Raw genomic sequence first — 21,675 nt, 5'->3', positions numbered from 1 at the left:
TCCTATGCTGATAGTGCTGTTACCCGAATGCCGGCAGGAAGAAGACCTGGCTCAGTTGCCCCTGTACTGGTGGCAACTTGAACGTGATGGTCAGATTGTGAGTCAGGGCCAGGATGCGCTAAGCACCTTGAAAACACGCTTCCCAGCTGAACGCTTGCGTGCACTGGCTCCGCCCATGGCGGTGAGTTTGTACCGTCTGGTCATGCCGGTGCGGCGCGCCGCCGCGATTCGTGCCGCATTGCCTTTCGCGCTGGAAGATCAGCTCAGTCAGGATCTGGAGATGTTGCATTGCGTGGCCGGTCCACGGCGTGGGGATGGCCTGATAGCGGCGGCAGTCATTGATGACAGTCGCATGCAACAATGGCAGGCCTGGATTGCCGATTCTGGCTGGCGCCTTGAGGCCCTGTTGCCGTTGCCTGCGCTGCATGCTGATCAGCCCCCGACATCTGGCCTGCGGGTAGTGCCTTCGCCCTGGCCTTCTACTGTTCCGCTGGCTCTGGTCACGGCGCAAGATCAGGAGCCGGTATTGATTGAATCCGGACTGCTGGGCTTGTGGCTGAAGCGTCGTTTGGCTGATTTGCCGGAAGACCAGAAGCGCGTTGAGTTGCGTGGTTACAGTGCAGAGAGCCTGGGTTTGGGATCCGAGACTGAGGTGCTGGATTTCAGTGGCGATGATGCCGGTGCAAGTGGCAATGCTGTGTTACAGGCTGGTTTGACCGCCAGTCTGGCCGCTTCACCGGCACTCAATCTGTTGTCCGGCCCTTACGCAGCCAGCATGGCTGCGCCGCCCTGGCGCAAACTCAAGCCCTTGATGGTCGCTGCCGGAGTTGTTCTGGCCATTGTACTGGCCCAGGTCATGGTTGAGTGGCTGACGTTATCGCGCGAGCGTGATCGTTTGGTTGCTGGCATTGAGTCTGTATTCAATAGCAGCTTGCCGAACAGTCGTATGACGCCATTTCCCGCCGAGCAATTCCGACAGGTACTGAGTGGCGCCACGGGAACGACCCAGGAGAGCGGTGGAGGCTTGCTGTACGACGTGTTATCAGTGGTCAAGGCCAGTGCTGGCGCAAAGGTCGTGCAGTTTCGTGCTTCGCCGACAGAACTGGATATCGAATTGCAGTTGAGTTCCTTTGCCGAGCTCGAAACCTTGCGTGCGAATCTGGCCGGCAATGCCGGGCTCAGTGAGAGCTTGCAGGGTGCCGACTCGACGCCTGAGGGCGTCACTGCGCGGCTGAAAATTTCAAGGAGTGCACCATGAACGCCTGGTGGGCGGGTCTTGCCCCGCGTGAACGCATCATAGTCATGCTTGGCTCACTTATGCTGCTGATCATCATCCTCTGGTTGATGGTGTTGGAGCCCATTGCCGATAGAAGAGCCGCCTTGCGGGCCGAGGTTGAAGCCCTGTCATCGGACTATCAGTTCATGCAGCAACATGCGGTTGAAGTTCGTCGGCGCGCGGGTATGCAGCGTGACAGCAATACAGCGTCGGTGGGTGCAGGTTCAGTCCTGACGCTGGTGGAAGTATCTGCCAATGCAGCGGGGATCAAGTCGGTCATGGATCGGGTACAGCCGGAGGGGCAGGGCGCCAGGCTCTGGTTTGAACAGGTTGGTTTCGATCAACTGCTTGCCTGGCTGTCTGAGCTTGAGCAGCGACAGGGGTTGAAGGTCAGTCAGATATCGGTGGATGCCGGGTCGGAGCCTGGCATGGTCGCGGCACGCATTCTGGTGGAGCCACGCTGATGCTTGAGGCTATCACTTTGAAACGCAGCCTGATCCTGGCAAGCCTCCTGTACGTTCTTTCGCTGATATGGAACTTGCCCGCAGCGACTGTCTGGAAAAACCTTGCAGATCGATTGCCGGTTGCTGTGACTTTGCACGGCCTGACCGGCACTTTATGGTCAGGTCAGGTAGGTCGCATTGAGGTGAATGGCATTGATCAAGGCGCACTGAGTTGGGACTGGCGGCCAGCGGGCTTGCTCAAAGGTGCCATCAGCCTCGATCTTGATTGGCGGCCGCGTAATGGTCAGGTTTATGCCGAGCTACATGCCGGTTTGCGCCGTGTGACCTTACGTGAGGTCAATGGGCGGTTGGATGCAGCGAGCATGGCGGCGGTCAATAAAGCACCTTTCGTGTTGGCAGGCAGTTGGTTGCTTGATGTCCCTGTGCTGGAGCTGAATAATCTTGAGCATGTCGGTCAGGCCAGTGGTCGCCTGGTATGGGACAGCGCTGCAGGTGGCTTGCCACAGCCTATTCCCCTTGGGCATCTCAGTGCTGAACTGCAGGGTATGGATGGTTGGCTCAATTTCACCCTGTCTGATCAGGGTGGTCCGCTGGGGCTTCAGGGGACGGCACGCTGGCGTCCGGGCCAGCCCATGGAGCTTAATACTCGCCTGCAGGCACGCAGTACAGCCGATGCGGGGCTGGTTGGTGGTCTGGGGCTCTTGGGTACTCCCGGGCCCGATGGCTGGATTGAATGGCAAGCCTGGCTGCAATAGCCGATGAACCACCTCTGGGGAGTACGCGGTATGCGCTATCAGATTCTAATCTTGGCTTTTATCTTGATGGCCGGTTGTGCAAGTCAAGGCAGGCAGCCTGGATCCGATGCTGTATTGGTCGATATTCGAGCCAAGCTTGGGCTTGGGCGATGCGGTGCCGAGCTGGTCGAAGAAGTTCGTGCTCTGGCACGACCTGGCCTGGAGCAGGAGGCGGCCTATGCCTGTCTGCAGCAAGGTCAGGTGTTGATGGTCGAGCAGTTGCTGTCGGATTACCAGTCGCGACACGGCAATCCGCCCAACGTGGATTACTCAGTCTACCTGCTGGCACTGGTTGATTACGTGCGGTTCGAGCTGGCCGAAGGTGATCCGAATAGCCGTCTTGACGCTGGTCGAAAGGCCCATGAGCAGTTGGTTGCCTTCGTACGGAGTTATCCGGATTCAGCTTACCGCCAGGAGGTTGTGCCGCGGCTGGAGGCGCTTCACGAAGGCATGGCCAGAGCCGAATACCAGATTGCCTTGGCTGATATCGAGGGTGGCAAGCGCGAGTTGGGTGTTTCGCGTTTACGCTATGTGCTGCAACATTATCCGCGCAATGAGGCGGCCATTGATGCACGTCGCTGGTTGGATCTGCACCAGGAACTGTGATGCGTTGTGATGGATTCAGGTTCCGGTCGGCCTGCCATGTTTTAGGGCAAAGTGCCAGCCTTTCATTGTGCTTGAGCCAACTTTGTGCACAGTTTGTGCGCACCCTTGCAATCTCACTGTCAAAAACCTACGTAAGTCATTGATATCTGCTTGATGATCCTAAGTCATTGATTTAAATAGGTATTATTTTGGTCATTTTTTAGCCATTCTAGGATGTGACCCCGTGTTTCAGGGCTCTTAGCGGCTTTTTGTCAGGCTATCCACAAAGTTATGCACAGATTTTGTGGATAGCTATTGAGTCCAGGCTGATTCAGATTCCTTCGGGGATGTCTTCGCCGCCAAGGGCTGCGGTCAGGGAAGGGATAAGCTCGGACAGCGTCAGTGTCATGATGCTGAAGTTGGCATCCAGCTGGCTTGCCATATCGTCCCCACCTTGCTCCTCGGCTTGCTCGGTCAACAGGTCTTCGAAGCGCAGGCGCTTGATGCCGAGTTTATCGTCGAGGCTGAAGGCCAGCTTGTTTTGCCATTGCAGAGCCAATTGGCTGACCTGTTTGCCGGCCGTCAGATGCTGCTGGATTTCTTCGCTGGACAGGTCCTGGCGCTTGCAGCGGATGACACCCCCTTCATCGCTGGTATCGCGTAGTTCGCATTCATCACCGATTTCCAGTCCCTCCGGTGCGGTACCGGTCTTGACCCACTCGGTCATGCAGGCAGAGGGCGCTATCTTGACGTTCAGAGGGCGAACGGGGAGGCTGCCGGTGCACTCGCGCAGCAGGCTTAGCAGGTCCTCTGCACGCTTGCTGCTGGAGGTGTCAATGGCAATCCAGCCGTGCTGTGGCGCGATACAAGCGAAGGTGGTCTGGGTGCGGGTAAAGGCGCGTGGCAAAAGCGACATGACCAGCTCGTCCTTCAAGGTATCGCGTTCCTTCTTGTAGACCTTGCGGCCATCACGCGCTTCGATTTCTTCAACCTTTTCACTCAAACCATCTCGAACAACACTGCCAGGCAAAATGCGTTCTTCCTTGCGCAGAGCCAGCAGCCAGTAACCTGCATTGACCTGCAGCAGGTTCTCGGCATGGCGACCAAAGGGCGTAGTCCACCCCAGCGTATGGGTTTCCTGGCTGCCACAGGGCCGGGCAGGCCGCTGTTCAAGTGCGCTGATCAGTTCGGATTCGGAAAAGGGGATGGTCTGACTGAAGCGATAGAGCTGAAGATTACGAAACCACATGGGGGCTTGTCCTTGTTCGTGCGGCACAAAAGGGGACAATATTGCCTGAGCGGGGATGCTTCGGCCAGTCAATGCGTCTTGATTATTAACATATTGATAATGGCTGAATTTATTTTTCAAAAAGGTATTGCCAGCGCAGTAAAAGCTGCCTAGAATGCGCCCCACTTCGAGAGCAAATGGGTGATTAGCTCAGCTGGGAGAGCATCTGCCTTACAAGCAGAGGGTCGGCGGTTCGATCCCGTCATCACCCACCACTCGCACTCGTCGTATAGCGCAGCGGTAGTTCAGTTGGTTAGAATACCGGCCTGTCACGCCGGGGGTCGCGGGTTCGAGTCCCGTCCGCTGCGCCATTTTTTCCCCACGCTTTTCGCACCACCCCTTCTTGTCCTTGCCTGTGTACACACTTCCAGAATTGCCCAGTAGCCTGAATACCCCAAGCCCTGCTAAGCTCAACGTTTTCCCATGCCCTTTCAGGGTCAGTCTATTGAGGTAAGCATGAAGCGTAATTTTCTGGCAGCCAGTGTTGCATTAAGTGTTCTAGTTCTTGCCGGTTGTGAAAAAGAGCCTGAGTTGGAAACCCCGGCACAGCATTTTTCCTATGGCGTGGGTATGAATATCGGAACCAGCATGCGTGAAGATGGTTTGACTGATATTGATGTTCAGGCTCTGGCTCTCGGGTTGCAGGATGCCATGTCGAATGAGCCTGCGCGTTTGGGTGAAGAAGAGCTGGCAGCCGCTTTTGAAGAGCATCAGAAAAACGTTCAGGAGCGTGCCTCAGAATTGGCTGGTGAAGTGTTGGCTGCCAATGAAGCCTACCTGGCCGAGAATGGCAAGCGCGAAGGCGTCACTACAACTGAATCCGGATTGCAGTATGAAGTGCTGACCCAGGCTGAAAGCGAAGGCCCGAGCCCTACGGAAAGCGACATCGTTACTGTGCACTATGAAGGCAAGCTGCTTGATGGCACTGTGTTTGACAGCTCGATCAGTCGCAATGAGCCCATCGAGTTTCCTGTGGGTGGCGTGATTCCTGGTTGGGTTGAAGTACTGCAATTGATGCAGGTTGGTGACAAGTGGAAAGTCACCATTCCAAGTGATCTGGCTTATGGTGTGCGTTCACCCAGCCCGGCTATTCCGCCGAACTCGGTTCTGGAATTTGAGATCGAGTTGCTGGAAATCGCCAACCTCGGCGAGTAGTCTGCCTAGTAACAGCTCCGGAGCCCTATAATAGAGCGTGCAGGCTCCGGAGTGTTACTGTTATGCACATTTTGCGGTAACACTTCCTCGCGTCTGCTTCTGCGCCCCCTGATTCTTTCGCTGTCACTTCAACTCCATGATATTGTTGATATTTTTTTATTTGATCAAAAAGTGCGCAGTTTGAGTCGCAGCACGTCTTGTAGGGGTTTTGGCTTCTTTCTCAGACCTTGCCCACAGAGTTATCCACAGATCTTGTGGGTAACTGTTCAGTCGAACAGACTCACCAGTTCGTTGATTTGACCTTCTTCCTGTAGCTTATTGATAACACCCCTCAACTGCTCGGCTCTGGCTTGTTCCTGGATGCCAATAGCGCAGCTCAACGCCATTTCCTCAAGGCTCCACTGACTGACTTGGAGGCCTTCCAGGCGATGCTGCCGAATCAAGTGGCTGGCTGCCCGTCTCAGATCGACGGATGCGTGTAGACGGCCACGTTGCAGCATTCTCAGACGGGTTTCTATATCACGGACATCCAGTCTTTGAACCAAACCCTTGTCAAAGGCCTCGGTCAAGGCCGGTGCATAGTGATAACCCAGTGAGGCACCAACAATCTTGCCATGCAGCGCATTGATACTGTCCGGAGCAGGCTCGCCCTCAGGCACAATCAGAATGTCTGCATCATGGTAGAGCACGTTCGTCCACAGCAGGTTTTCTGCCCGTGCATGCCAGCCTGGTTGAGTGTTACAGATCAGGTCGATACGACCCGATTCCAGGGCCTCATCAATGCGCGCATTGGGCGTATCGACAAACTGCACCTGCCACCCTAGTTCCTGTGCAACGCGCTCACCAATGACACGGGTCAGACTGTTTTCCAGTTGACCATCACGGGTAACCACATAGGGCGGTGGGTCAGTTGGAGAAAAGCCCCAGTTCAGAGAAGCCGCATGAAGGACTTCAAGCGGAAATAATGCCCAGATGCTGATGGAAACTAAAAAGAGCTTCACGCTGACCCCGATATAGCCTGACTGCTATCAAGCATAGCTGAATATTGTCCGAGTCAGTCATGGGGGGAGAGCAATTATATCGGTAAGCTGGTCGGCACGACCGTAGGGGGGAGGCGGTGCAGATGACCTGCACCGCCTGTGATGCTGCTTAACTGGCTTTTGCGACCTGTTGTTTCAACTCCAGCAGGTCAATGAGGATCTGACCGGTTTCACTCAGGAAGGGATCATCCTGGGCTGCTGCATCGCTCTCAGGCGGTACCTGGGAGGATTCAGCCATAACATCCTCTTCTGTCTGCAGCTTGCTCAGCAGAGGCTCCCCACGTGCTTCCAGGCGACGGTTTTCGAGAGCCAGCAAGTCACGTTCAAAGGCCTGTTGCTGTTCGCGTCGCGTTGCTTCATTCAGCGGCAGGTATGTGCGCTCTTCCATACTGCGATTAAGTTCAAGCCGCGCCAGGGTATAGGAAAAGTCAGGGTCATTTGCGGCACGAAGTTGATGGCGCTCGCCAAGCAGGGTCATGAAGGGTGCAAGCTGTCTATCGACACGGTAATCAGCTGGTGCGATGGTATCCCAGGGAAGCGCGCCGGGAAGACTGCTCTCGCCAATCTTACTGGTCTCCAGCAGGGATGGGTAAAGAATATCCGGTACCACGCCGCGATGCTGGGTGCTTTGTCCGGATACGCGGTAAAACTTGGCCAATGTCAGCTTCAGCTCACCATGATTGAGAGGCTGGATCGACTGAACCGTGCCTTTGCCAAAGGTTGGTTCACCAATGACAACCGCGCGACCGTAATCCTGCATGGCGCCGGCAAAGATTTCCGATGCCGAGGCAGACAGGCGATTAACCAAGACGGCCATGGGCCCGCCATAGACAATGCCTGGGTCGGTGTCATCAAGAACCTGAATCTCGCCCTGGGTATCGCGCACCTGGACTGTGGGGCCGCGATCAATAAACAAGCCGGTCAGTTCGGTTGCTTCCTGCAATGAACCGCCGCCATTATCACGCAGATCAAGGACAACACCGTCCACACCATCGGCCGTCAGCTCGCTGAGCAGTCGGCGTACGTCACGGGTTGTACTGCGATAGTCCTTGTCACCGCGGCGCTGGGCTCTGAAGTCGATATAAAAACCCGGCACATGAATAACGCCAATCCGTTGCAGTTGGTCTCCCTCGCCATACTCAAGCACCGAAGATTTGGCAGCCTGATCCTCGAGTTTGATTGACTCGCGTACCAGCAGCACTTCGCGGCTGCTCAGGTCGGTGGCGGGGTTGCTGGCCGGGATGACTTCGAGGCGCACACTGGAGCCTTTCGGGCCGCGGATCAGCTTGACCACTTCGTCCAGACGCCAGCCCACCACATCCACCATGTCGGTATTGCCCTGGGCAACACCAATGATACGGTCAGCAGGTGCCAGTTGCTGACTATTGGCGGCTGGCCCGGCAGGGACAAGACGAACAATCTTGGTATATTCGTTATCGCTTTGCAGCACAGCGCCAATGCCTTCCAGCGACAGACTCATGTTGATATCGAAGTTCTCGGCATTTTCTGGCGACATGTACTGAGTGTGAGGATCATAGCTTTGCGCGAAGGCGTTGAGGTAGTTCTGAAAGATATCCTCACCACGGGTCTGACTGAGGCGCAGAGCCTGGCCATCATAACGGCGAGTCAGCGTTTGTTTGATCGTGTCCATATCCCGCCCGGCCAGTTTCAGGCGCAGAATTTCATCCTTGATCTGTTGCCGCCAGAGGCTGGTAAGGGCGGCCTCGTCGGCTACCCATTCGGCTTTCTCGCGATCAACCATGATGCTCTGGTCCGAGGTGAAGTCCATGCTTTCTAGTTCGTTGTCGAGTAGATTGCGGGCAAAATCGACACGTTGCTGCAAGCGCTCCAACTGACGCTTGTGCAGTGCAAATCCAAGGCTTAAATCGCCCGCCAGCAGATGATCGTCGAGGCGATACCGAAAGGGTTCAAAGGCCTGCAGGTCTTCGCTGGTAAACAGGCTACGCTGGGGATCCAGTTGCCCCAGATAATTGTCGAACATGGCCCCGGATAGCGTGTCATCCAGTGAAATCCGGTTGTAATGATGTCGCCTCAACAGCTCAATCGTGTTCAAGCTGGCAATCACCTGGTCACGGGTGGGTTGCAGGCTATCCAGATCCAAGGGTGCTGGACTGTCGACGGCAAGGGCATTGCCACCAATAGCCACAAAGGCAACCAGGCAGGTCTGTCGCAGAAGATTGTAGCGTTTCATCGAGGTAGAGTTCCGGAAAGGCTGAGGATTTCACTTGCTAGTTTAGGCGCAATACGGGAGCCTGAGTTCCCGATTGATTAACTGATATTTCACTATGGAGGCACTGTGAGAGGATTGCAAGCCGAGGGCGGCGCCCTGCAATGGGGTGAACTGCCCGCAGTAGAGCTGGCAGACGGACAGGTCAGAGTGGCCATAAAAGCGGCGGGCCTGAACAGGGCTGATTTGCTGCAAAAAGCCGGTATGTATCCACCCCCGCCGGGTGTAACCCCGGTTCTGGGCCTGGAGTGTGCTGGAGAGGTAATCGAGACTGCCGGTCAGACGCGCTGGAAGGTGGGTGACCGGGTTTGTGCCCTGCTCGCTGGTGGCGGTATGGCAGAAGAAATCGTGGTCGATGCGGGTCATCTGCTGCCGGTCCCGGCCGAGTTGAGCTGGGCAGATGCCGCCGCCATCCCTGAAGTCTTCAGTACCGCCTGGTTGAATATTTTTGAACTGGGTGCCGCCAAAGCGGGTGAGAAGGTGCTGATTCATGCCGGCGCCAGCGGTGTTGGTACAGCAGCCATTCAACTGTGCAACGTCATGGGTAACCCCTGTTGGGTGACCCTGAGCAGCGATGACAAGCTCGCCGCTTGCGTTGCCTTGGGCGCCGAGGGTGGGGTGCTGAGGCAGCATGGCATCAAGACCCTGATGCCCAGCGGTCCCTTTGACGTGGTTCTGGATCCGGTAGGGGCGACCTACGCTCAGGATCATCTGGACCTGATCGGTCTGGATGGGCGCTGGGTGTTGATCGGTCTGATGGGGGGACGCGAGGCACATCTGGATCTGGCCAAGCTGCTGGTCAAGCGCATTCAGTTGACCGGCTCCACCTTGCGTACTCGCAGTGCCGAGTTCAAGGCTGGCCTGTTGGCGCGTATGGAAGGCAAACTCTGGCCACACTTTGCCTCAGGTGCGCTGAAGCCACTGGTGGCCAGAACCTATGGTTTTGATCAGGCTGAAGAGGCCTTTGCTGAGCTGGCACGTGATCAGATCGTCGGCAAGATCGTCCTGCTGCGCGATTGAGGCTGTCTGAGGGTGTCGGCTATAGGCCGGCACCCTCAACTCAAATCAGACTGGCGCTGTCATAGAAGCCGGTCAGCACCCGCATCAGGTAGTCGATATCGCGACTGCCCGCCATCTCTCGAATGGAGTGCATGGCAAAGGTCGGTGCACCTACATCGACGGTGCGCACCCCCAGTCGACTGGCGGTAATCGGGCCGATGGTGCTGCCACAACCCATGTCGCTGCGCACTACAAAACTTTGTACCGGCACACCCTGTTGCAGACACAGCTGACGGAACAAGGCGGCGGTCTCACTGTTGGTGGCATAGCGTTGATTGCTGTTGATCTTGATCACTGGACCGGCATTCAGCTGGGGGCCATGATTGGCATCGTGCTTGTCGGCATAGTTGGGATGCACCGCGTGGGCATTATCGGCTGACACCAGCACGGAATGTTGAATGCTGCGCAACCGCTTGTCCGAATCAGGTATCAGGCGTTGCAGTACATGCTCAAGAAAAGGGCCATCTGCACCACAGGCGGAGCTGGAGCCAATCTCTTCGTGATCAGTGCAGACGAGCAGGCAAGCCTGCTGACCGTCGCTGTTGAGCAGGGCCTGCATGCCACAGAAACAGGACAGCAGATTATCCAGCCGAGCGGCGCTGAAGAAGTCTCCGTCCAGTCCAATGACAGCGGGTGGCTGGGTGTCGTAGAAACTCAGCTCATAGTCCAGCACCAGATCAACATCGATATCCGGGTATTCCGCGCGCAGTTGTTCTGCCAGCAGATCGCGAAGTTGACGGGGCGACGTTAGACCATGTGCCAGCACCGGTGGTAGATGGGTCTGGGCATTGATCGCAATGCCGTCATTGACGCCGCGGTTAAGGTGGATCGCCAGACTGGGAATGCTGGCAATGGCGCGCTGGAAGTCAATCAAATGGCTTTGAAGCTGCCCCTGCGTATTGCGGAAGGTCACTCGCCCGGCCAGCGACAGATCACGATCGAACCAGGGCGCCAGCAGCGCGCCGCCATAGACCTCGACGCCCAGTTGCCAAAGTCCTTGTTGCTCCAGTTCAGGCTGGGGTTTGACCTTGAGACAGGGACTGTCGGTATGCGCGCCCACCAGTCTCAGACCCTGCTCAAGAGGTCTGTTGCCCAGACTGAAAGCGATCAGTGACGAGTCATTGCGGGTAACCAGATAGTTGCCGCCAGCCTTTAGTTGCCATTCATTGCGTTCATCAAGTTGCTCATAGCCAGCGTCCTTGAGTCGCTCAACCAAGGTCTGAGTGGCATGGAACGGGGTCGGTGAGGCTTGTATTAAATCAGCCAGTTGCTGTGTCAGGGACGTGCTCATGCAGTACTCCTTGGGTGCCGTCCAACCTAAAAGGGGGCCGGGCTGACAAAATTCATGGGTTCGCCGCTGCGCGGGTGCTGTATGCCCAGGCTGGCTGCGTGCAGCGCCAGTCGAGGGCAGGCCGCCAGTGCTAGCGGATGGGCATACAGCTGGTCACCGAGTAGTGGATGCCCGATGGCCAGCATGTGCACACGTAACTGATGGGAGCGCCCGGTTATCGGCGTCAGTTCAACGCGGCAGTAGTCATCCTTGCGTTCAAGAATACGCCAAAAGGTCTGTGCCCGTTTACCCAGTTCATGGTCGACTACATGCCGTGGCTTGGTGGGTGGATCATAGCGCAGGGGCAGGTCGATCTGCCCTGAGTCGGCGTCCGGCTGACCCCAGCACAGGGCAATGTAGATTTTCCGTGTTTCGCGGTCGTGAAACTGGCGAGAGAGCTCTCTGTGACTATCAGCGTTGCGACCCAGTACCAGCAAGCCTGAGGTTTCCCAGTCGAGGCGGTGGACAATCCGCGCTTCCGGGTAGCCATTGTCCTGCAGGCGAGTGATCAGGCAATCCTTGTTATCCTCGGCACGGCCCGGAACCGAGAGCAGCATGGAGGGTTTGTCGACGATCAGGAAGTCCGGATCTTCATGCAGAATTCCGATGGAACTGAGGGGCATGCGCGTACCAGGGCGCCCGTTTGGGCGCCGTTATCGGGGTCAGGGGCGTTCAGGCAAGGTAATGTTCAGTTCGAGGATTGAGCAATCGTCCTGATTGTCCAGGGCAACATGCACCTGATCCCGGTCGATCTTCACATACTTGCTGATGACATCAATGATTTCCTGCTGAAGCTGCGGCAGATAGTCCGGCTGCGAGCGCTGGCCACGTTCGTGGGCGACGATGATCTGCAGCCGCTCCTTGGCCATAGAGGCGCTGGATTGGGGCTTTTTGCGGTCACGGAAATAATCAAAGAGACTCATTAGCGACTCCCGAACAGGCGTTGCAGCAGGCCTTTTTTCTGGGCTTCGAGGAAACGGTGCGGACGTTCTTCGCCGAGCAGACGATCAACCGCATCACTGTAGGCCTGGCCAGCATCACTGGTGTCATCCATGATCACCGGCACGCCCTGGTTGGAGGCCTTGAGTACCGCCTGGGATTCAGGAATCACGCCGAGCAGAGGGATGGAGAGAATATCTTCCACATCACTGACCGAGAGCATTTCGCCATTTTCCACGCGTTCGGGATTGTAGCGGGTCAGCAGCAGGTGTTCCTTGATCTTCTCGCCCTGCTCGGCACGTTTGGACTTGCTGGCCAGCAGGCCGAGCATGCGGTCGGAGTCGCGTACCGAGGAGACTTCCGGGTTGGTTACAACCACCGCTTCATCAGCGAAATACATCGCCAGATGCGCACCCTTTTCGATACCGGCCGGGGAGTCGCAGACGATAAAGTCGAAGCTTTCCTTCAGCTCATCCAGTACTCGACCAACGCCTTCTTCGGTAAGGGCATCCTTGTCGCGGGTTTGCGAGGCCGGCAGGATAAACAGCTTGTCGCAGCGCTTGTCCTTGATCAGGGTCTGGTTCAGGTTGGAATCGCCGTTGATCAGATTGACGAAGTCGTAGACTACTCGGCGTTCGCAACCCATGATCAGATCAAGATTACGCAGGCCGACGTCAAAATCGACGATGACGGTCTTGAAGCCGCGCAGGGCGAGTCCGGTGCCGATGGCGGCGCTGGTGGTGGTTTTGCCAACGCCGCCTTTGCCTGAGGTTACGACTATGATCTTAGCCAAAATGACCTTCCTGTCCGGTAATGTGAAATCGGGTTGATATGTTCAAGGCATGGCTGGCTTGCAGTCAGACCATGGGGATGCTCGCAAGCCAGTGAAATGGCGCAAGGCTACTGCCGCTGGGCATCCTGTGATGGTTGCACAGTATCTGTCATAGGGGCGCTATCTTCAAGCTGTCACCTTCGAGGCTGACGTGGGCGGCTTGCTTCCAGCACTGCTTGCGCAGGTCCTCAGCGACCTTGTACTGCCCTGCGATGGATACCAGCTCGGCTTCCAGTGACTGGCAAAAGATCCGCGCGTCGGTATTGCCACGCACGCCTGCCAAGGCCCGGCCGCGCAGTGGCCCGTATACATGGATGTTGCCATCAGCCAACAGTTCCGAGCCGGCACTGACCGGCGCCAGCACCACCAGATCACCGCCTGGCGCGTAGACCTGCTGGCCGGAGCGAATGGGCTGAGTAATGATGCGGGCTGGCCCACTGCTGGCGGCCAGCTCGGTAGCTTTGGCTTCTACCGGGGCTTCGGTTGGGCTTTCCAACGGTTTTTCCCGGCCCCGGGCAGGGGGCATCAGTACCAGGTTGCTCTGCTGGGCCAGCGGTCTGAAGTTTTCATTGCCACGCAGGGCTACCGGCTGCAGACCTCGGTTGCGGCAAATCTGCAGCAGGCCGGCCAGGGTGCTGATGTTCATATGCGCGTCGAGTTTTTCCAGGCTGATTACCAGGGGGGTGTCGTTGAAAAAATTCGGCGCCTGCTCGACCTTCTCCGACAGCTGCTTGGCGAAGCGGCCGGCATCCAGGCGTAGTACTTCAATCACCGTCACCGTGAGCATGCCACCCTTGAGTTGGAATACCGGATCATTGTCGAGGAGGTCAGGCGTTTGGTCAGCAGTCATGTCATATCCACAGGGCTGGTTTAATGCGCACACTTATATAGATTGCCCGCGCGGATCGCAAGCATTGCGCAGCTTGGGTAGAATGCAGTTTTTCCGGCTATGGTCACAGGTATGAGTCGTTCGGTTTTCACCAGGGCACTGCTGCATCCACGATACTGGTTATTGTGGCTTGGATTAGGCGTGCTGTGGCTGTTCGTGCGTTTGCCCTATCCACTGTTGCTGGCCTCGGGTCGGTTGCTGGGTAGGTGCATGTATCATCTGATGGCCGAGCGCCGACGTATTGGTGAAATCAATCTGGCCCTGTGCTTTCCCGACTGGAGTGAAGCGCGTCGCACGGCGCTGCTGCGTGAGAACTTCCAGTCCAATGGTATTGCCCTGTTTGAAATGGCCATGGCCTGGTGGTGGCCTAAGCCGCGTCTGGCAAAGCTGGCTCATATTGAAGGGCTTGAGCATCTGCAGGCGGCGGCTGCCGCCGGTAAGGGAGTGGTATTGATGTCGATGCATTTCACCACACTGGAGATTGGCGCATCGCTGCTGGGTCAGAAAGTCACCATTGACGGCATGTACCGTGAGCACGCCAATCCGGTATTTGACTTTGTTCAACGCCGGGGTCGCGAGCGACACAATGCTGATGCCAAGGCGATCGAGCGCGAAGATGTGCGCAGCATGTTCAAGTCCCTGCGTTCCGGGCGGGCCACCTGGTATGCGCCGGATCAGGATTACGGCCGCAAGGCCAGTGTCTTTGTCCCCCTGTTTGGCGTGCCTGCAGCGACCGTAACCGCTACCAGTACCTTTGCTCGTCTGGGTAAGGCCTTGGTGATTCCCTTTACTCAAACCCGTCTGCCCGGGGCCAAGGGCTATCAACTGACGGTGCATGCGCCGCTGGAAAACTTTCCTGGAGCAGACGAAGCAGCCGATGCCCTGCGCATCAATCAGTGGATAGAGCAGGCAATTCTGGCCCAGCCTGAACAGTACATGTGGGTTCACCGGCGCTTCAAAACCCGCCCCGAGGGTGAGCAGCGGCCTTACGCCAAGCGCCGTCGTCGGCAGCGCCGGAGGTCTCGCAGTTGATCCGCAATACGGGCTGTGGGCCTGGCAGTACCGGGCTGATCCTGTCGGGTGGTGGTGCCCGTGCGGCCTATCAGGTGGGTGTTCTGCAGGCTATTGCTGACTTGTTGCCGGATCACGCGCGTAATCCCTTTCCCATTGTCTGCGGTACCTCGGCCGGTGCCATCAATGCACTGGCGCTGGCTACCAACGCCAGTGATTTCCCGGATGCGGTCAAGCGCATAGCGGGGGTGTGGTCGAATTTCAGTTGCGATCAGGTTTACCGCACCGATTGGCGTGGTGTGCTGGCCCAGGCCATGCGCTGGAGTGGTGCCAACCTGTTGGGGATTGGCCGGCAGCATCCCACCTCGCTGCTGGATAACCGGCCACTGCGACATCTACTGGATCAGAGCCTGCATTTCGGCAAGATTGATGAGGCCCTGCAAAGCGGTCAGCTGCAGGCGATCTCGGTCAGTGCCTTTGGTTATCAATCCGCGGAATCGGTGTGTTTTTATCAGGGCCTTGACCGCATTGCGCCCTGGAACCGGCACCGCCGTGTGGGTGTGCAAACGCGCCTTGGCCTGGATCACCTGATGGCGTCGGCGGCGATTCCAGTGGTCTTTCCGCCGGTGCGACTCAACCGCGAATGGTTTGGTGACGGCGCGGTGCGCCAGCGTGCACCGATCAGTCCGGCCCTGCATCTGGGGGCAGACCGGGTGCTGGTGATTGGTGTATCGGATAACCTGGCCAATGAGCCCGCGGCGGGACGGCGTGGCCCGCGTTTGCGCGCTGCAGCACCACCCAGTCTGGCGCAAATCAGCGGTCATCTGCTGAACAGCACCTTTGTCGATAATCTGGAGACCGATGTCGAGTTGCTGGAGCGTATGAACCGGCTGGCCGGCTATCTGCCCAGTGGTGCCCGTGAGCATGGGCGCGGGCTGCAAAAGGTCGATGTGCTGATTATTTCGCCCAGCGAACCGCTGGATGTGATTGCCGCCCGACATCGCCGTGCGCTGCCGGGGGCAATACGCTTCTTTCTGCGCGGTAGTGGCGCCACCCGTGCCTCGGGCGGCAGTGTGCTCAGTTACCTGCTGTTCGAGGCAGAGTACTGCCGCGAACTCATTGCGCTTGGCCACCGTGATGCGATGGCCAAGCGTGAGGCGCTGCAAGTGTTTCTCGGACTGCTTTGCCCGCTCTGATCAACCCACTACCACAATACGCAGTGCGTCCAGTCTGACCTTGGCCTGGCCCAGCTGGGTCAGGCCTTCCTGCTGCACACGGGCGAGAAAGTCCAATTCCTCCTGGCGTACCAGCGGGTTGACTGCGCGCAGGGCAGTGAGGCGCTCGATCTCATCCTCCAGATCGCGGCTGAAGCGCGCACAGGCGTTGCTGACCAGTTGAGCGTGCTGGCCTGCCGCGGCAAGCTCGGCATTGTTCAGCATGGCCTGCACAACATCGCGCTGGGTTTTGGCAATCTTGCTGGCCAGGTGTCTTGGCACGCTCTCGAGCTGACCATCCAGGGTGTCAAAACTGACCTTGGCTGCCAGGTCATTGCCACTCATATCCAGCAGACAGCGTACCGGCGTGGGCGGCAGGTAACGCTGAAGCTGCAGGTGTCTGGGGGCAATGGCTTCGCTGACAAACAGGCACTCCAGCAGCATGGTGCCGGGCTTGAGTGCCTTGTTCTTGAGCATGGCGACCGCACTGTTGCCCATGCTGCCGGACAACACCAGATCCATGCCGCCCTGCAACATCGGGTGTTCCCAGGTAATGAACTGCATGTCTTCGCGGGTCAGGGCGGTGTTGCGATCGTAGGTAATGGTCACGCCTTCGTCGTCACCGAGCGGAAAGCTGGAATCCAGCATACGCTCGCCGGGACGCAGAACCAGTGCGTTATCGGAGTGATCCTCGCTATCGATGCCGAACACATCGAACAGGCGTTCCATATAGATGGCCAGTTGCGGATCATTATCCATTCGCTCGATCTGCTTGATCATCTGCTCGGCATCACCGTGCCCGCGGGAGTGGATTTCCAGCAGGCGATCGCGCCCATCATGCAGTTGCTGCTCCAGCGCCAGACGGCTGCTGCGGACTTCGTCGAGCAACGCGTGCCAGCTGTCGGTGTCGGGATGATCAAGCAGGTGCAGCAGGCGCAGGCCAAAGTCGTGCTGCAGGGCGTTGCCGGTCGGACAGGTCGCTTCGAAGGCGTTCAGTGCCAGGTGATACCACTCGAACAGGCGCTGCTGGGCTGTATCTTCCAGGTAGGGCACATGGATTTCGATGCTGTGCTGCTGACCGATGCGATCCAGTCGGCCGATGCGCTGCTCGAGTAGATCGGGGTGACTGGGCAGATCAAACATGACCAGATGGTGAGCAAACTGGAAGTTGCGTCCTTCGCTGCCGATCTCGGAGCAGATCATGACCTGGGCGCCAAACTCCTCGTCGGCAAAAAAGGCGGCAGCCCGGTCCCGTTCAATGATGCTCAGACCTTCATGGAAGACCGTGGCGGGGATGCCGCTGCGCACGCGCAGGGCATCATCCAGGTCCATGGCTGTTTCGGCATGGGCACAGATCACCAGTACCTTGCTGCGCTTGAGCATCTTCAGGGTATCAATCAGCCACTCAACCCGGGCATCCACTTGCCACCAGGGCTGTTCCTCGCCGCCAGCCTGGGCTTGAAAGCCGACCTCCGGATAGAGTGCACTGCGACCTTCCAGGTCCTGGTACATGTCGGGGCAGGGCAGGGGCTGCGGGTGCAAATGGCGTACCGGGAAGCCGGCGATAGCGGCCCGGGTATTGCGATACAGCACGCGCCCGGTGCCGTGCCTGTCGAGCAATTGGCGGATCAGGCTGTCGCGGGCTGATTCAGACTCGGCGCCGGCTTGACCCAGAGCCTGTAGAAGCCGGTCCGCGCTTTGTCCCAGCCAGTTGCTGATGGCCTGCTGTTGCTCTGATTCCAGTGTGTGCGCATCCAGCAGTTGCTGAACGGCCTCAGCAACCGGTTGGTAGCCAGCGGTTTCTGCACGGAAGGCCTGCAGATCATGGAAGCGGTCGGGGTCCAGAAGGCGCAGACGGGCAAAGTGACTGGCTTGACCCAGTTGCTCGGGCGTGGCCGTTAGCAACAGAACGCTGGGAATGGCTCGGGCCAGTTGTTCTACCAGGCTGTATTCCGGGCTTGGTGCGTCCTCATCCCATACCAGGTGATGAGCTTCATCAACGACCAGTAGATCCCAGTCGGCGGCCTGCAGGCATTGGCGTGCGAAGGGGTTGTCGAGCAGGAACTCAAGGGCGACCAGCGCCAGTTGCTCCTCTTCAAAGGGGTTTTCTTCGGCGCCCTGGCAACGTTCGGTATTGAACAGGGCAAAGCGCAGATTGAAGCGCCGGCGCATTTCAACCAGCCATTGGTGCTGCAAGTTCTCCGGTACCACAATAAGTACCCGGCGCACGCGTCCGGTCTGTATTTGCCGGTGAATGACCAGGCCGGCCTCAATGGTCTTGCCCAGACCCACTTCGTCGGCCAGCAGGACGCGCGGCGCGATGCGGTCGGCAACCTGGCGGGCGATATGTAATTGATGGGCAATCGGTTGGGTACGCACACCGGCCAAGCCCAGCAAAGGGGATTGCTGGATGCGGCAGTAGTGCCGCAGGCTGTCATAGCGCAGGCTGAACCAGGGCAGCGGATCAATTTGACTGGCGAACAGACGGTCGCTGGCCAGTCGGAACTGGATAAAGTTGTCCAGCATGGTTTCGGCAAACTCGGTCGGGCTGCCATCTTCACGCAGGCCACTGTAGACCAGCAGGCCGGCCTCTTCCCGGACATCGGTCACCGTCAACTGCCAGCCTTCATGGTGACTGATGCTGTCACCCGGACTGAATCGTACGCGGGTTAGAGGCGCATTGCGCAGCGCGTAATGACGGGTTTCACCGCTGGCGGGAAACAGCATTACCAGCAGGCGGTCATCCTGTGACAGCAGCGTGCCCAGTCCGAGTTCCGATTCGCTGTCACTGACCCAGCGCTGTCCCGGGGTAAATACGCTCATGCCATACTCCTGACCATCCACAAAAGGCGGCTATCTTAACTGAAGCTGGAGCAGGGACAAACTGCAAAGCGCCAGGGACGGGTGAGGGCTAAATTCGCTATTTATCTCAGAAATGTGAACTTGTTCACTTTTGATTGGATAAAGATTGATCAATTGTTGTCGATATAATGACAGTACGTGCTATCCGAACAGTTTTTGATACTGTACCAACTCGGGATAACGCGCAATTTTGCCAGCCATCTGGCTGGCCGGGGACGATGTTCAAGCGAGGCAGTCATGCTTATACCGGGGCTCCCGATGGTTGGGGCGCAACAGGATGTGGTCAAGCCCAAGCGGCAGGTTCAGCCTACCGCGGAGTCGGAGCATGTGCATGAAGCAATCGCTGAAGCGGGTGAGCGCCGCCGCCGAGATGAGGGGCGCTACCCTGAACGGCGTCGCAATCGCGCCCGCCGTCAGCCTGTGGATGACGATCTGGAGCCCATCTCCGAATTGCGCAGCAAAGGTCTGCTGGTTGACATCCAAGTCTGAGGCAATGCTACCCTTTGGTAAATCCAGTGTATTACCTTGTCCCAGGAGCAGCCCATGTCAGACACCGCCGATACTGCTCCCATTATTGATTTTGCTGCCGAGCGCCGTGAGCGCCTGCATCAGGTGCACGAAGCCAAGCTGAACGAAGTGCGCAGTCGCTTCGAGAAGGCCTTCCCGGTACCTGCCGCAGGCAAGCCTTCAGCCAAAGCCCGTAAACGCAAAAAGCCCCGCAAATAAAGCCTGTTCGGTTTCTTTCGTACTAATTGATCCGCGTCAATAACCCAGACACTGCGTAAGGTTAATCTACTCCCATACCGACTGAGGAGAGATGCCATGTTTGTCGATGAAGTGGTTATTGCTGGAATTGCGACTGTAGGCCTGATGGTTGCCTTCCTGGGTGGTGTAGTCTGGTTTATCTGGCACGACAGCCACAAGAAAGACAAGAAGACCAGGAACTCCTGAATTGTCGAGGTGACCGATAAAATCGTCACCTGTCACTGAGCATGGCTCGCAAGGCCTTTGCGGACGTCCCCGGGATGTCCGTTTTTTTATCTCTTATTTTTGCACCCAGGCTTGTCCGGGTTAGCATGCGGGCTTCTCCGGTTGGATTGGCTTGTCCATGTCTGCAAAACGTCCACGCTGTCCACGCTGCCTGCGTCCCTTATCCCATTGCCTGTGTGCCTTGATTCCGGCGTTACAAAGCCGCTGTCATGTGTTGGTAATTCAACACCCGAGCGAGTGCGGCCATGCCTTGAATACCGCCGTTTTACTGGTAGAGGGTCTGGTCAACGCCGACTTGCTGGTGGCTGAAGAATTGAGTGAGCATCCGGACTGGCTTGCGCGACTGCAGGATAGGGCCTGGCGTACCGAGCTGCTGTTTCCCGGTGAGACCGCCGTTGTGCTCGAGCCAGAGGCAGATGACTCACGCCCACGTCGATTGGTCCTGCTGGACGGCACATGGCGCAAGGCCCGTAAACTGATCCATATGAATCCTGTACTGCAGCAGATGCCGCGGGTCACATTGCCGGTGACGGCGCCGTCTCGTTATCGGCTTCGCAAGAGTTGCCTGTCTGGCGGCCTTTCAACCATCGAAGCGGGAGCGCGGGCGTTGCAGATCATCGATCCAGGCATTCAGGCAGCGTTGCTGCTGCGTCCCTTCGAAGCGTTGATCGACGGCCAGATCGAAGCCATGGGCGCGGCCCTCTTTGAGCAGAACCACAAGCCCTGACAGCCCGCTGTCTGCCCCAAGTGCGAAGGCCAGTGGTGTATTCGCCTGCTTTATAATGCCCGCTTCTGCCGCCCAGACTGGCTCCAAGACAGTAGACTGAAGCTGAAAACAATAATAAATACTGAGGTGATAGCTATGCAGGTAAATATGCATTCAGGTGGGCAGCGCGTGGTCATAACCGGGGCCGGCAGCGGCCTTGGGCGTGAGCTGGCCTTGCGTTATGCCAAGGCTGGCGCTCGCCTGGCACTGGCTGATGTGCAGGAAAAGGGTTTGGCAGAGACTCAGGGCATGGTTGAGGCGGCGGGTGCGGCGGCTTTTGTCCAGCGCTGTGATGTACGTGACTTCAGCCAGTTGGCGGCACTGGCGCAGACCTGCATTGAACGCATGGATGGCATTGATGTGCTGATCAATAACGCCGGTGTGTCCTCAGGCGGTTATTTCTGGGACTTGAGCCTGGAAGACTGGGAATGGCAGATCAGTGTCAACCTCATGGGTGTGGTCAAAGGCTGCAAGGCCTTCATCCCGCATATGCTCGGGCAAGGTGCGGGGCGTATCATCAATATTGCCTCCATGGCCGCCCTGATGCAGGCCCCGGGCATGAGTAACTACAACGTTGCCAAGGCGGGTGTGGTGGCGCTGTCCGAGAGCCTGCTGGCCGAGTTGACGCCCTTGGGTATCAAGGTGCATGTGGTTTGCCCGTCGTTTTTCCAGACCAATCTGCTCGACTCATTCCGTGGCCCGGATCAGGCGTCCAAGGAACAGATCGCCAAACTGCTGGATAACTCCCCGATCAGTGCGGCGGACGTGGCCGAGATCATCTTCAGTCGCAGTCAGGCGGGTGATTTCATGATCCTGCCGCATGAACGCGGCGCTCAGGCCTGGGCGCTGAAAAAAGCCGATCCCCAGGCGATCTACGACGAGATGGCACGGCTGGCTGGCAAGCAGCTCGGGCAGTCGTCGATTTAGCTCGGC

General features: G+C 57.6%; 22 protein-coding genes and 2 tRNA genes. 15 read left to right on the top strand and 9 right to left on the bottom strand.

Features of this window, described 5'->3' with window-relative positions; genetic code table 11:
- The first annotated feature begins 4 nt into the window (after positions 1–4).
- Genes gspL through bamD form a run of 4 tightly spaced genes read left to right on the top strand, consistent with a single transcriptional unit; the run spans position 5 to position 3,140 of the window.
- Positions 5–1,258, top strand: coding sequence for a type II secretion system protein GspL (gene gspL / locus AC27HQ_RS08225; protein ID WP_487155666.1), 1,254 nt, complete (start codon positions 5–7; stop codon positions 1,256–1,258).
- The gene (gene gspM, locus AC27HQ_RS08220) at positions 1,255–1,740 is read left to right on the top strand and encodes a type II secretion system protein GspM (RefSeq protein WP_487155665.1); all 486 of its coding nucleotides are present in this window, start codon (positions 1,255–1,257) and stop codon (positions 1,738–1,740) included. Before gspL ends, gspM begins: the two co-directional genes overlap by 4 nt.
- Positions 1,740–2,495: a type II secretion system protein N gene (locus tag AC27HQ_RS08215; protein WP_487155664.1), complete on the top strand. Its 756-nt coding sequence runs from the start codon at positions 1,740–1,742 to the stop codon at positions 2,493–2,495. The genes gspM and AC27HQ_RS08215 overlap by 1 nt, the downstream gene beginning before the upstream one ends.
- 30 nt (positions 2,496–2,525) lie before the next feature.
- Positions 2,526–3,140, top strand: a complete 615-nt coding sequence (bamD, locus tag AC27HQ_RS08210; protein WP_487155663.1) for an outer membrane protein assembly factor BamD — start codon at positions 2,526–2,528, stop codon at positions 3,138–3,140.
- A gap of 310 nt (positions 3,141–3,450) precedes the next feature.
- On the opposite strand, the gene rdgC is transcribed toward bamD, so the two are convergent.
- Positions 3,451–4,368 carry a recombination-associated protein RdgC gene (gene rdgC, locus AC27HQ_RS08205; protein WP_487155662.1) on the bottom strand — a complete coding sequence of 306 codons (918 nt, stop codon included), beginning with the start codon at positions 4,366–4,368 and terminating at the stop codon, positions 3,451–3,453.
- Between the two features lie 178 nt (positions 4,369–4,546).
- Here rdgC and AC27HQ_RS08200 point away from each other — a divergent pair.
- The 3 genes from AC27HQ_RS08200 to bamJ all read left to right on the top strand — a co-directional run bounded on the left by AC27HQ_RS08200 (position 4,547) and on the right by bamJ (position 5,562).
- Positions 4,547–4,622: transfer RNA gene (locus AC27HQ_RS08200), tRNA-Val, on the top strand.
- A 19-nt stretch (positions 4,623–4,641) separates the two neighbouring features.
- Positions 4,642–4,718, top strand: a tRNA-Asp gene (locus AC27HQ_RS08195).
- A 145-nt stretch (positions 4,719–4,863) separates the two neighbouring features.
- The gene (gene bamJ / locus AC27HQ_RS08190; RefSeq protein WP_487155661.1) at positions 4,864–5,562 is read left to right on the top strand and encodes a BamJ family beta-barrel-assembly machinery protein; all 699 of its coding nucleotides are present in this window, start codon (positions 4,864–4,866) and stop codon (positions 5,560–5,562) included.
- Between the two features lie 266 nt (positions 5,563–5,828).
- Here bamJ and AC27HQ_RS08185 read toward each other — a convergent pair whose 3' ends face one another.
- Together AC27HQ_RS08185 and AC27HQ_RS08180 are read right to left on the bottom strand one after the other, a co-directional pair.
- Complete coding sequence (locus AC27HQ_RS08185; protein ID WP_487155660.1) at positions 5,829–6,563, bottom strand: substrate-binding periplasmic protein; 735 nt, start codon at positions 6,561–6,563, stop codon at positions 5,829–5,831.
- Between the two features lie 148 nt (positions 6,564–6,711).
- Entirely contained in the window at positions 6,712–8,814 is a 2,103-nt protein-coding gene (locus AC27HQ_RS08180) for a carboxy terminal-processing peptidase (RefSeq protein ID WP_487155659.1), read from the bottom strand.
- Between the two features lie 105 nt (positions 8,815–8,919).
- On the opposite strand from AC27HQ_RS08180, the gene AC27HQ_RS08175 reads away from it, so the two are divergent.
- Positions 8,920–9,870 carry an NAD(P)H-quinone oxidoreductase gene (locus tag AC27HQ_RS08175; RefSeq protein WP_487155658.1) on the top strand — a complete coding sequence of 317 codons (951 nt, stop codon included), beginning with the start codon at positions 8,920–8,922 and terminating at the stop codon, positions 9,868–9,870.
- Between the two features lie 40 nt (positions 9,871–9,910).
- On the opposite strand, the gene AC27HQ_RS08170 is transcribed toward AC27HQ_RS08175, so the two are convergent.
- From AC27HQ_RS08170 to minC, 5 genes are all read right to left on the bottom strand, one after another.
- Entirely contained in the window at positions 9,911–11,200 is a 1,290-nt protein-coding gene (locus tag AC27HQ_RS08170; protein ID WP_487155657.1) for a M18 family aminopeptidase, read from the bottom strand.
- A 26-nt stretch (positions 11,201–11,226) separates the two neighbouring features.
- Positions 11,227–11,862 carry an RluA family pseudouridine synthase gene (locus tag AC27HQ_RS08165; RefSeq protein ID WP_487155656.1) on the bottom strand — a complete coding sequence of 212 codons (636 nt, stop codon included), beginning with the start codon at positions 11,860–11,862 and terminating at the stop codon, positions 11,227–11,229.
- Positions 11,863–11,901: 39 nt separating this feature from the next.
- Positions 11,902–12,162, bottom strand: coding sequence for a cell division topological specificity factor MinE (gene minE / locus AC27HQ_RS08160; protein WP_487155655.1), 261 nt, complete (start codon positions 12,160–12,162; stop codon positions 11,902–11,904).
- Positions 12,162–12,971 (bottom strand): septum site-determining protein MinD, encoded by an 810-nt coding sequence (gene minD, locus AC27HQ_RS08155; RefSeq protein WP_487155654.1) that lies wholly within the window; start codon positions 12,969–12,971, stop codon positions 12,162–12,164. Before minD ends, minE begins: the two co-directional genes overlap by 1 nt.
- Positions 12,972–13,119: 148 nt before the next feature.
- Positions 13,120–13,860, bottom strand: a complete 741-nt coding sequence (gene minC / locus AC27HQ_RS08150) for a septum site-determining protein MinC (protein ID WP_487155653.1) — start codon at positions 13,858–13,860, stop codon at positions 13,120–13,122.
- Between the two features lie 111 nt (positions 13,861–13,971).
- Here minC and AC27HQ_RS08145 point away from each other — a divergent pair, with 111 nt between their 5' ends.
- Both AC27HQ_RS08145 and AC27HQ_RS08140 read left to right on the top strand, forming a co-directional pair.
- The gene (locus AC27HQ_RS08145) at positions 13,972–14,931 is read left to right on the top strand and encodes a lipid A biosynthesis lauroyl acyltransferase (protein WP_487155652.1); all 960 of its coding nucleotides are present in this window, start codon (positions 13,972–13,974) and stop codon (positions 14,929–14,931) included.
- Positions 14,928–16,106, top strand: coding sequence for a patatin-like phospholipase family protein (locus AC27HQ_RS08140; RefSeq protein WP_487155651.1), 1,179 nt, complete (start codon positions 14,928–14,930; stop codon positions 16,104–16,106). Before AC27HQ_RS08145 ends, AC27HQ_RS08140 begins: the two co-directional genes overlap by 4 nt.
- Here AC27HQ_RS08140 and rapA read toward each other — a convergent pair whose 3' ends face one another.
- Positions 16,107–18,947, bottom strand: a complete 2,841-nt coding sequence (gene rapA / locus AC27HQ_RS08135; protein WP_487155650.1) for an RNA polymerase-associated protein RapA — start codon at positions 18,945–18,947, stop codon at positions 16,107–16,109. It lies immediately after the preceding gene.
- 297 nt (positions 18,948–19,244) lie between these two features.
- On the opposite strand from rapA, the gene AC27HQ_RS08130 reads away from it, so the two are divergent.
- The 5 genes from AC27HQ_RS08130 (at position 19,245) to AC27HQ_RS08110 (ending at position 21,669) form a co-directional block, all read left to right on the top strand.
- Positions 19,245–19,475 (top strand): hypothetical protein, encoded by a 231-nt coding sequence (locus tag AC27HQ_RS08130; protein ID WP_487155649.1) that lies wholly within the window; start codon positions 19,245–19,247, stop codon positions 19,473–19,475.
- Positions 19,476–19,529: 54 nt separating this feature from the next.
- A complete protein-coding gene (locus AC27HQ_RS08125; RefSeq protein ID WP_487155648.1) occupies positions 19,530–19,712 on the top strand; it encodes a hypothetical protein in 183 nt (60 codons plus the stop codon).
- Positions 19,713–19,808: 96 nt separating this feature from the next.
- Positions 19,809–19,937: a cytochrome c oxidase subunit CcoM gene (gene ccoM, locus AC27HQ_RS08120; protein ID WP_487155647.1), complete on the top strand. Its 129-nt coding sequence runs from the start codon at positions 19,809–19,811 to the stop codon at positions 19,935–19,937.
- Positions 19,938–20,094: 157 nt separating this feature from the next.
- Positions 20,095–20,703, top strand: a complete 609-nt coding sequence (locus AC27HQ_RS08115) for a tRNA-uridine aminocarboxypropyltransferase (RefSeq protein ID WP_487155646.1) — start codon at positions 20,095–20,097, stop codon at positions 20,701–20,703.
- Positions 20,704–20,838: 135 nt separating this feature from the next.
- Positions 20,839–21,669: an SDR family oxidoreductase gene (locus AC27HQ_RS08110; protein WP_487155645.1), complete on the top strand. Its 831-nt coding sequence runs from the start codon at positions 20,839–20,841 to the stop codon at positions 21,667–21,669.
- Positions 21,670–21,675: the final 6 nt, after the last annotated feature.

This window comes from Halopseudomonas sp. 4NH20-0008 (assembly GCF_057548395.1).
Note: the sequence above shows the minus strand (reverse complement) of the source record. Positions and strands in the feature narration are given on the sequence as shown.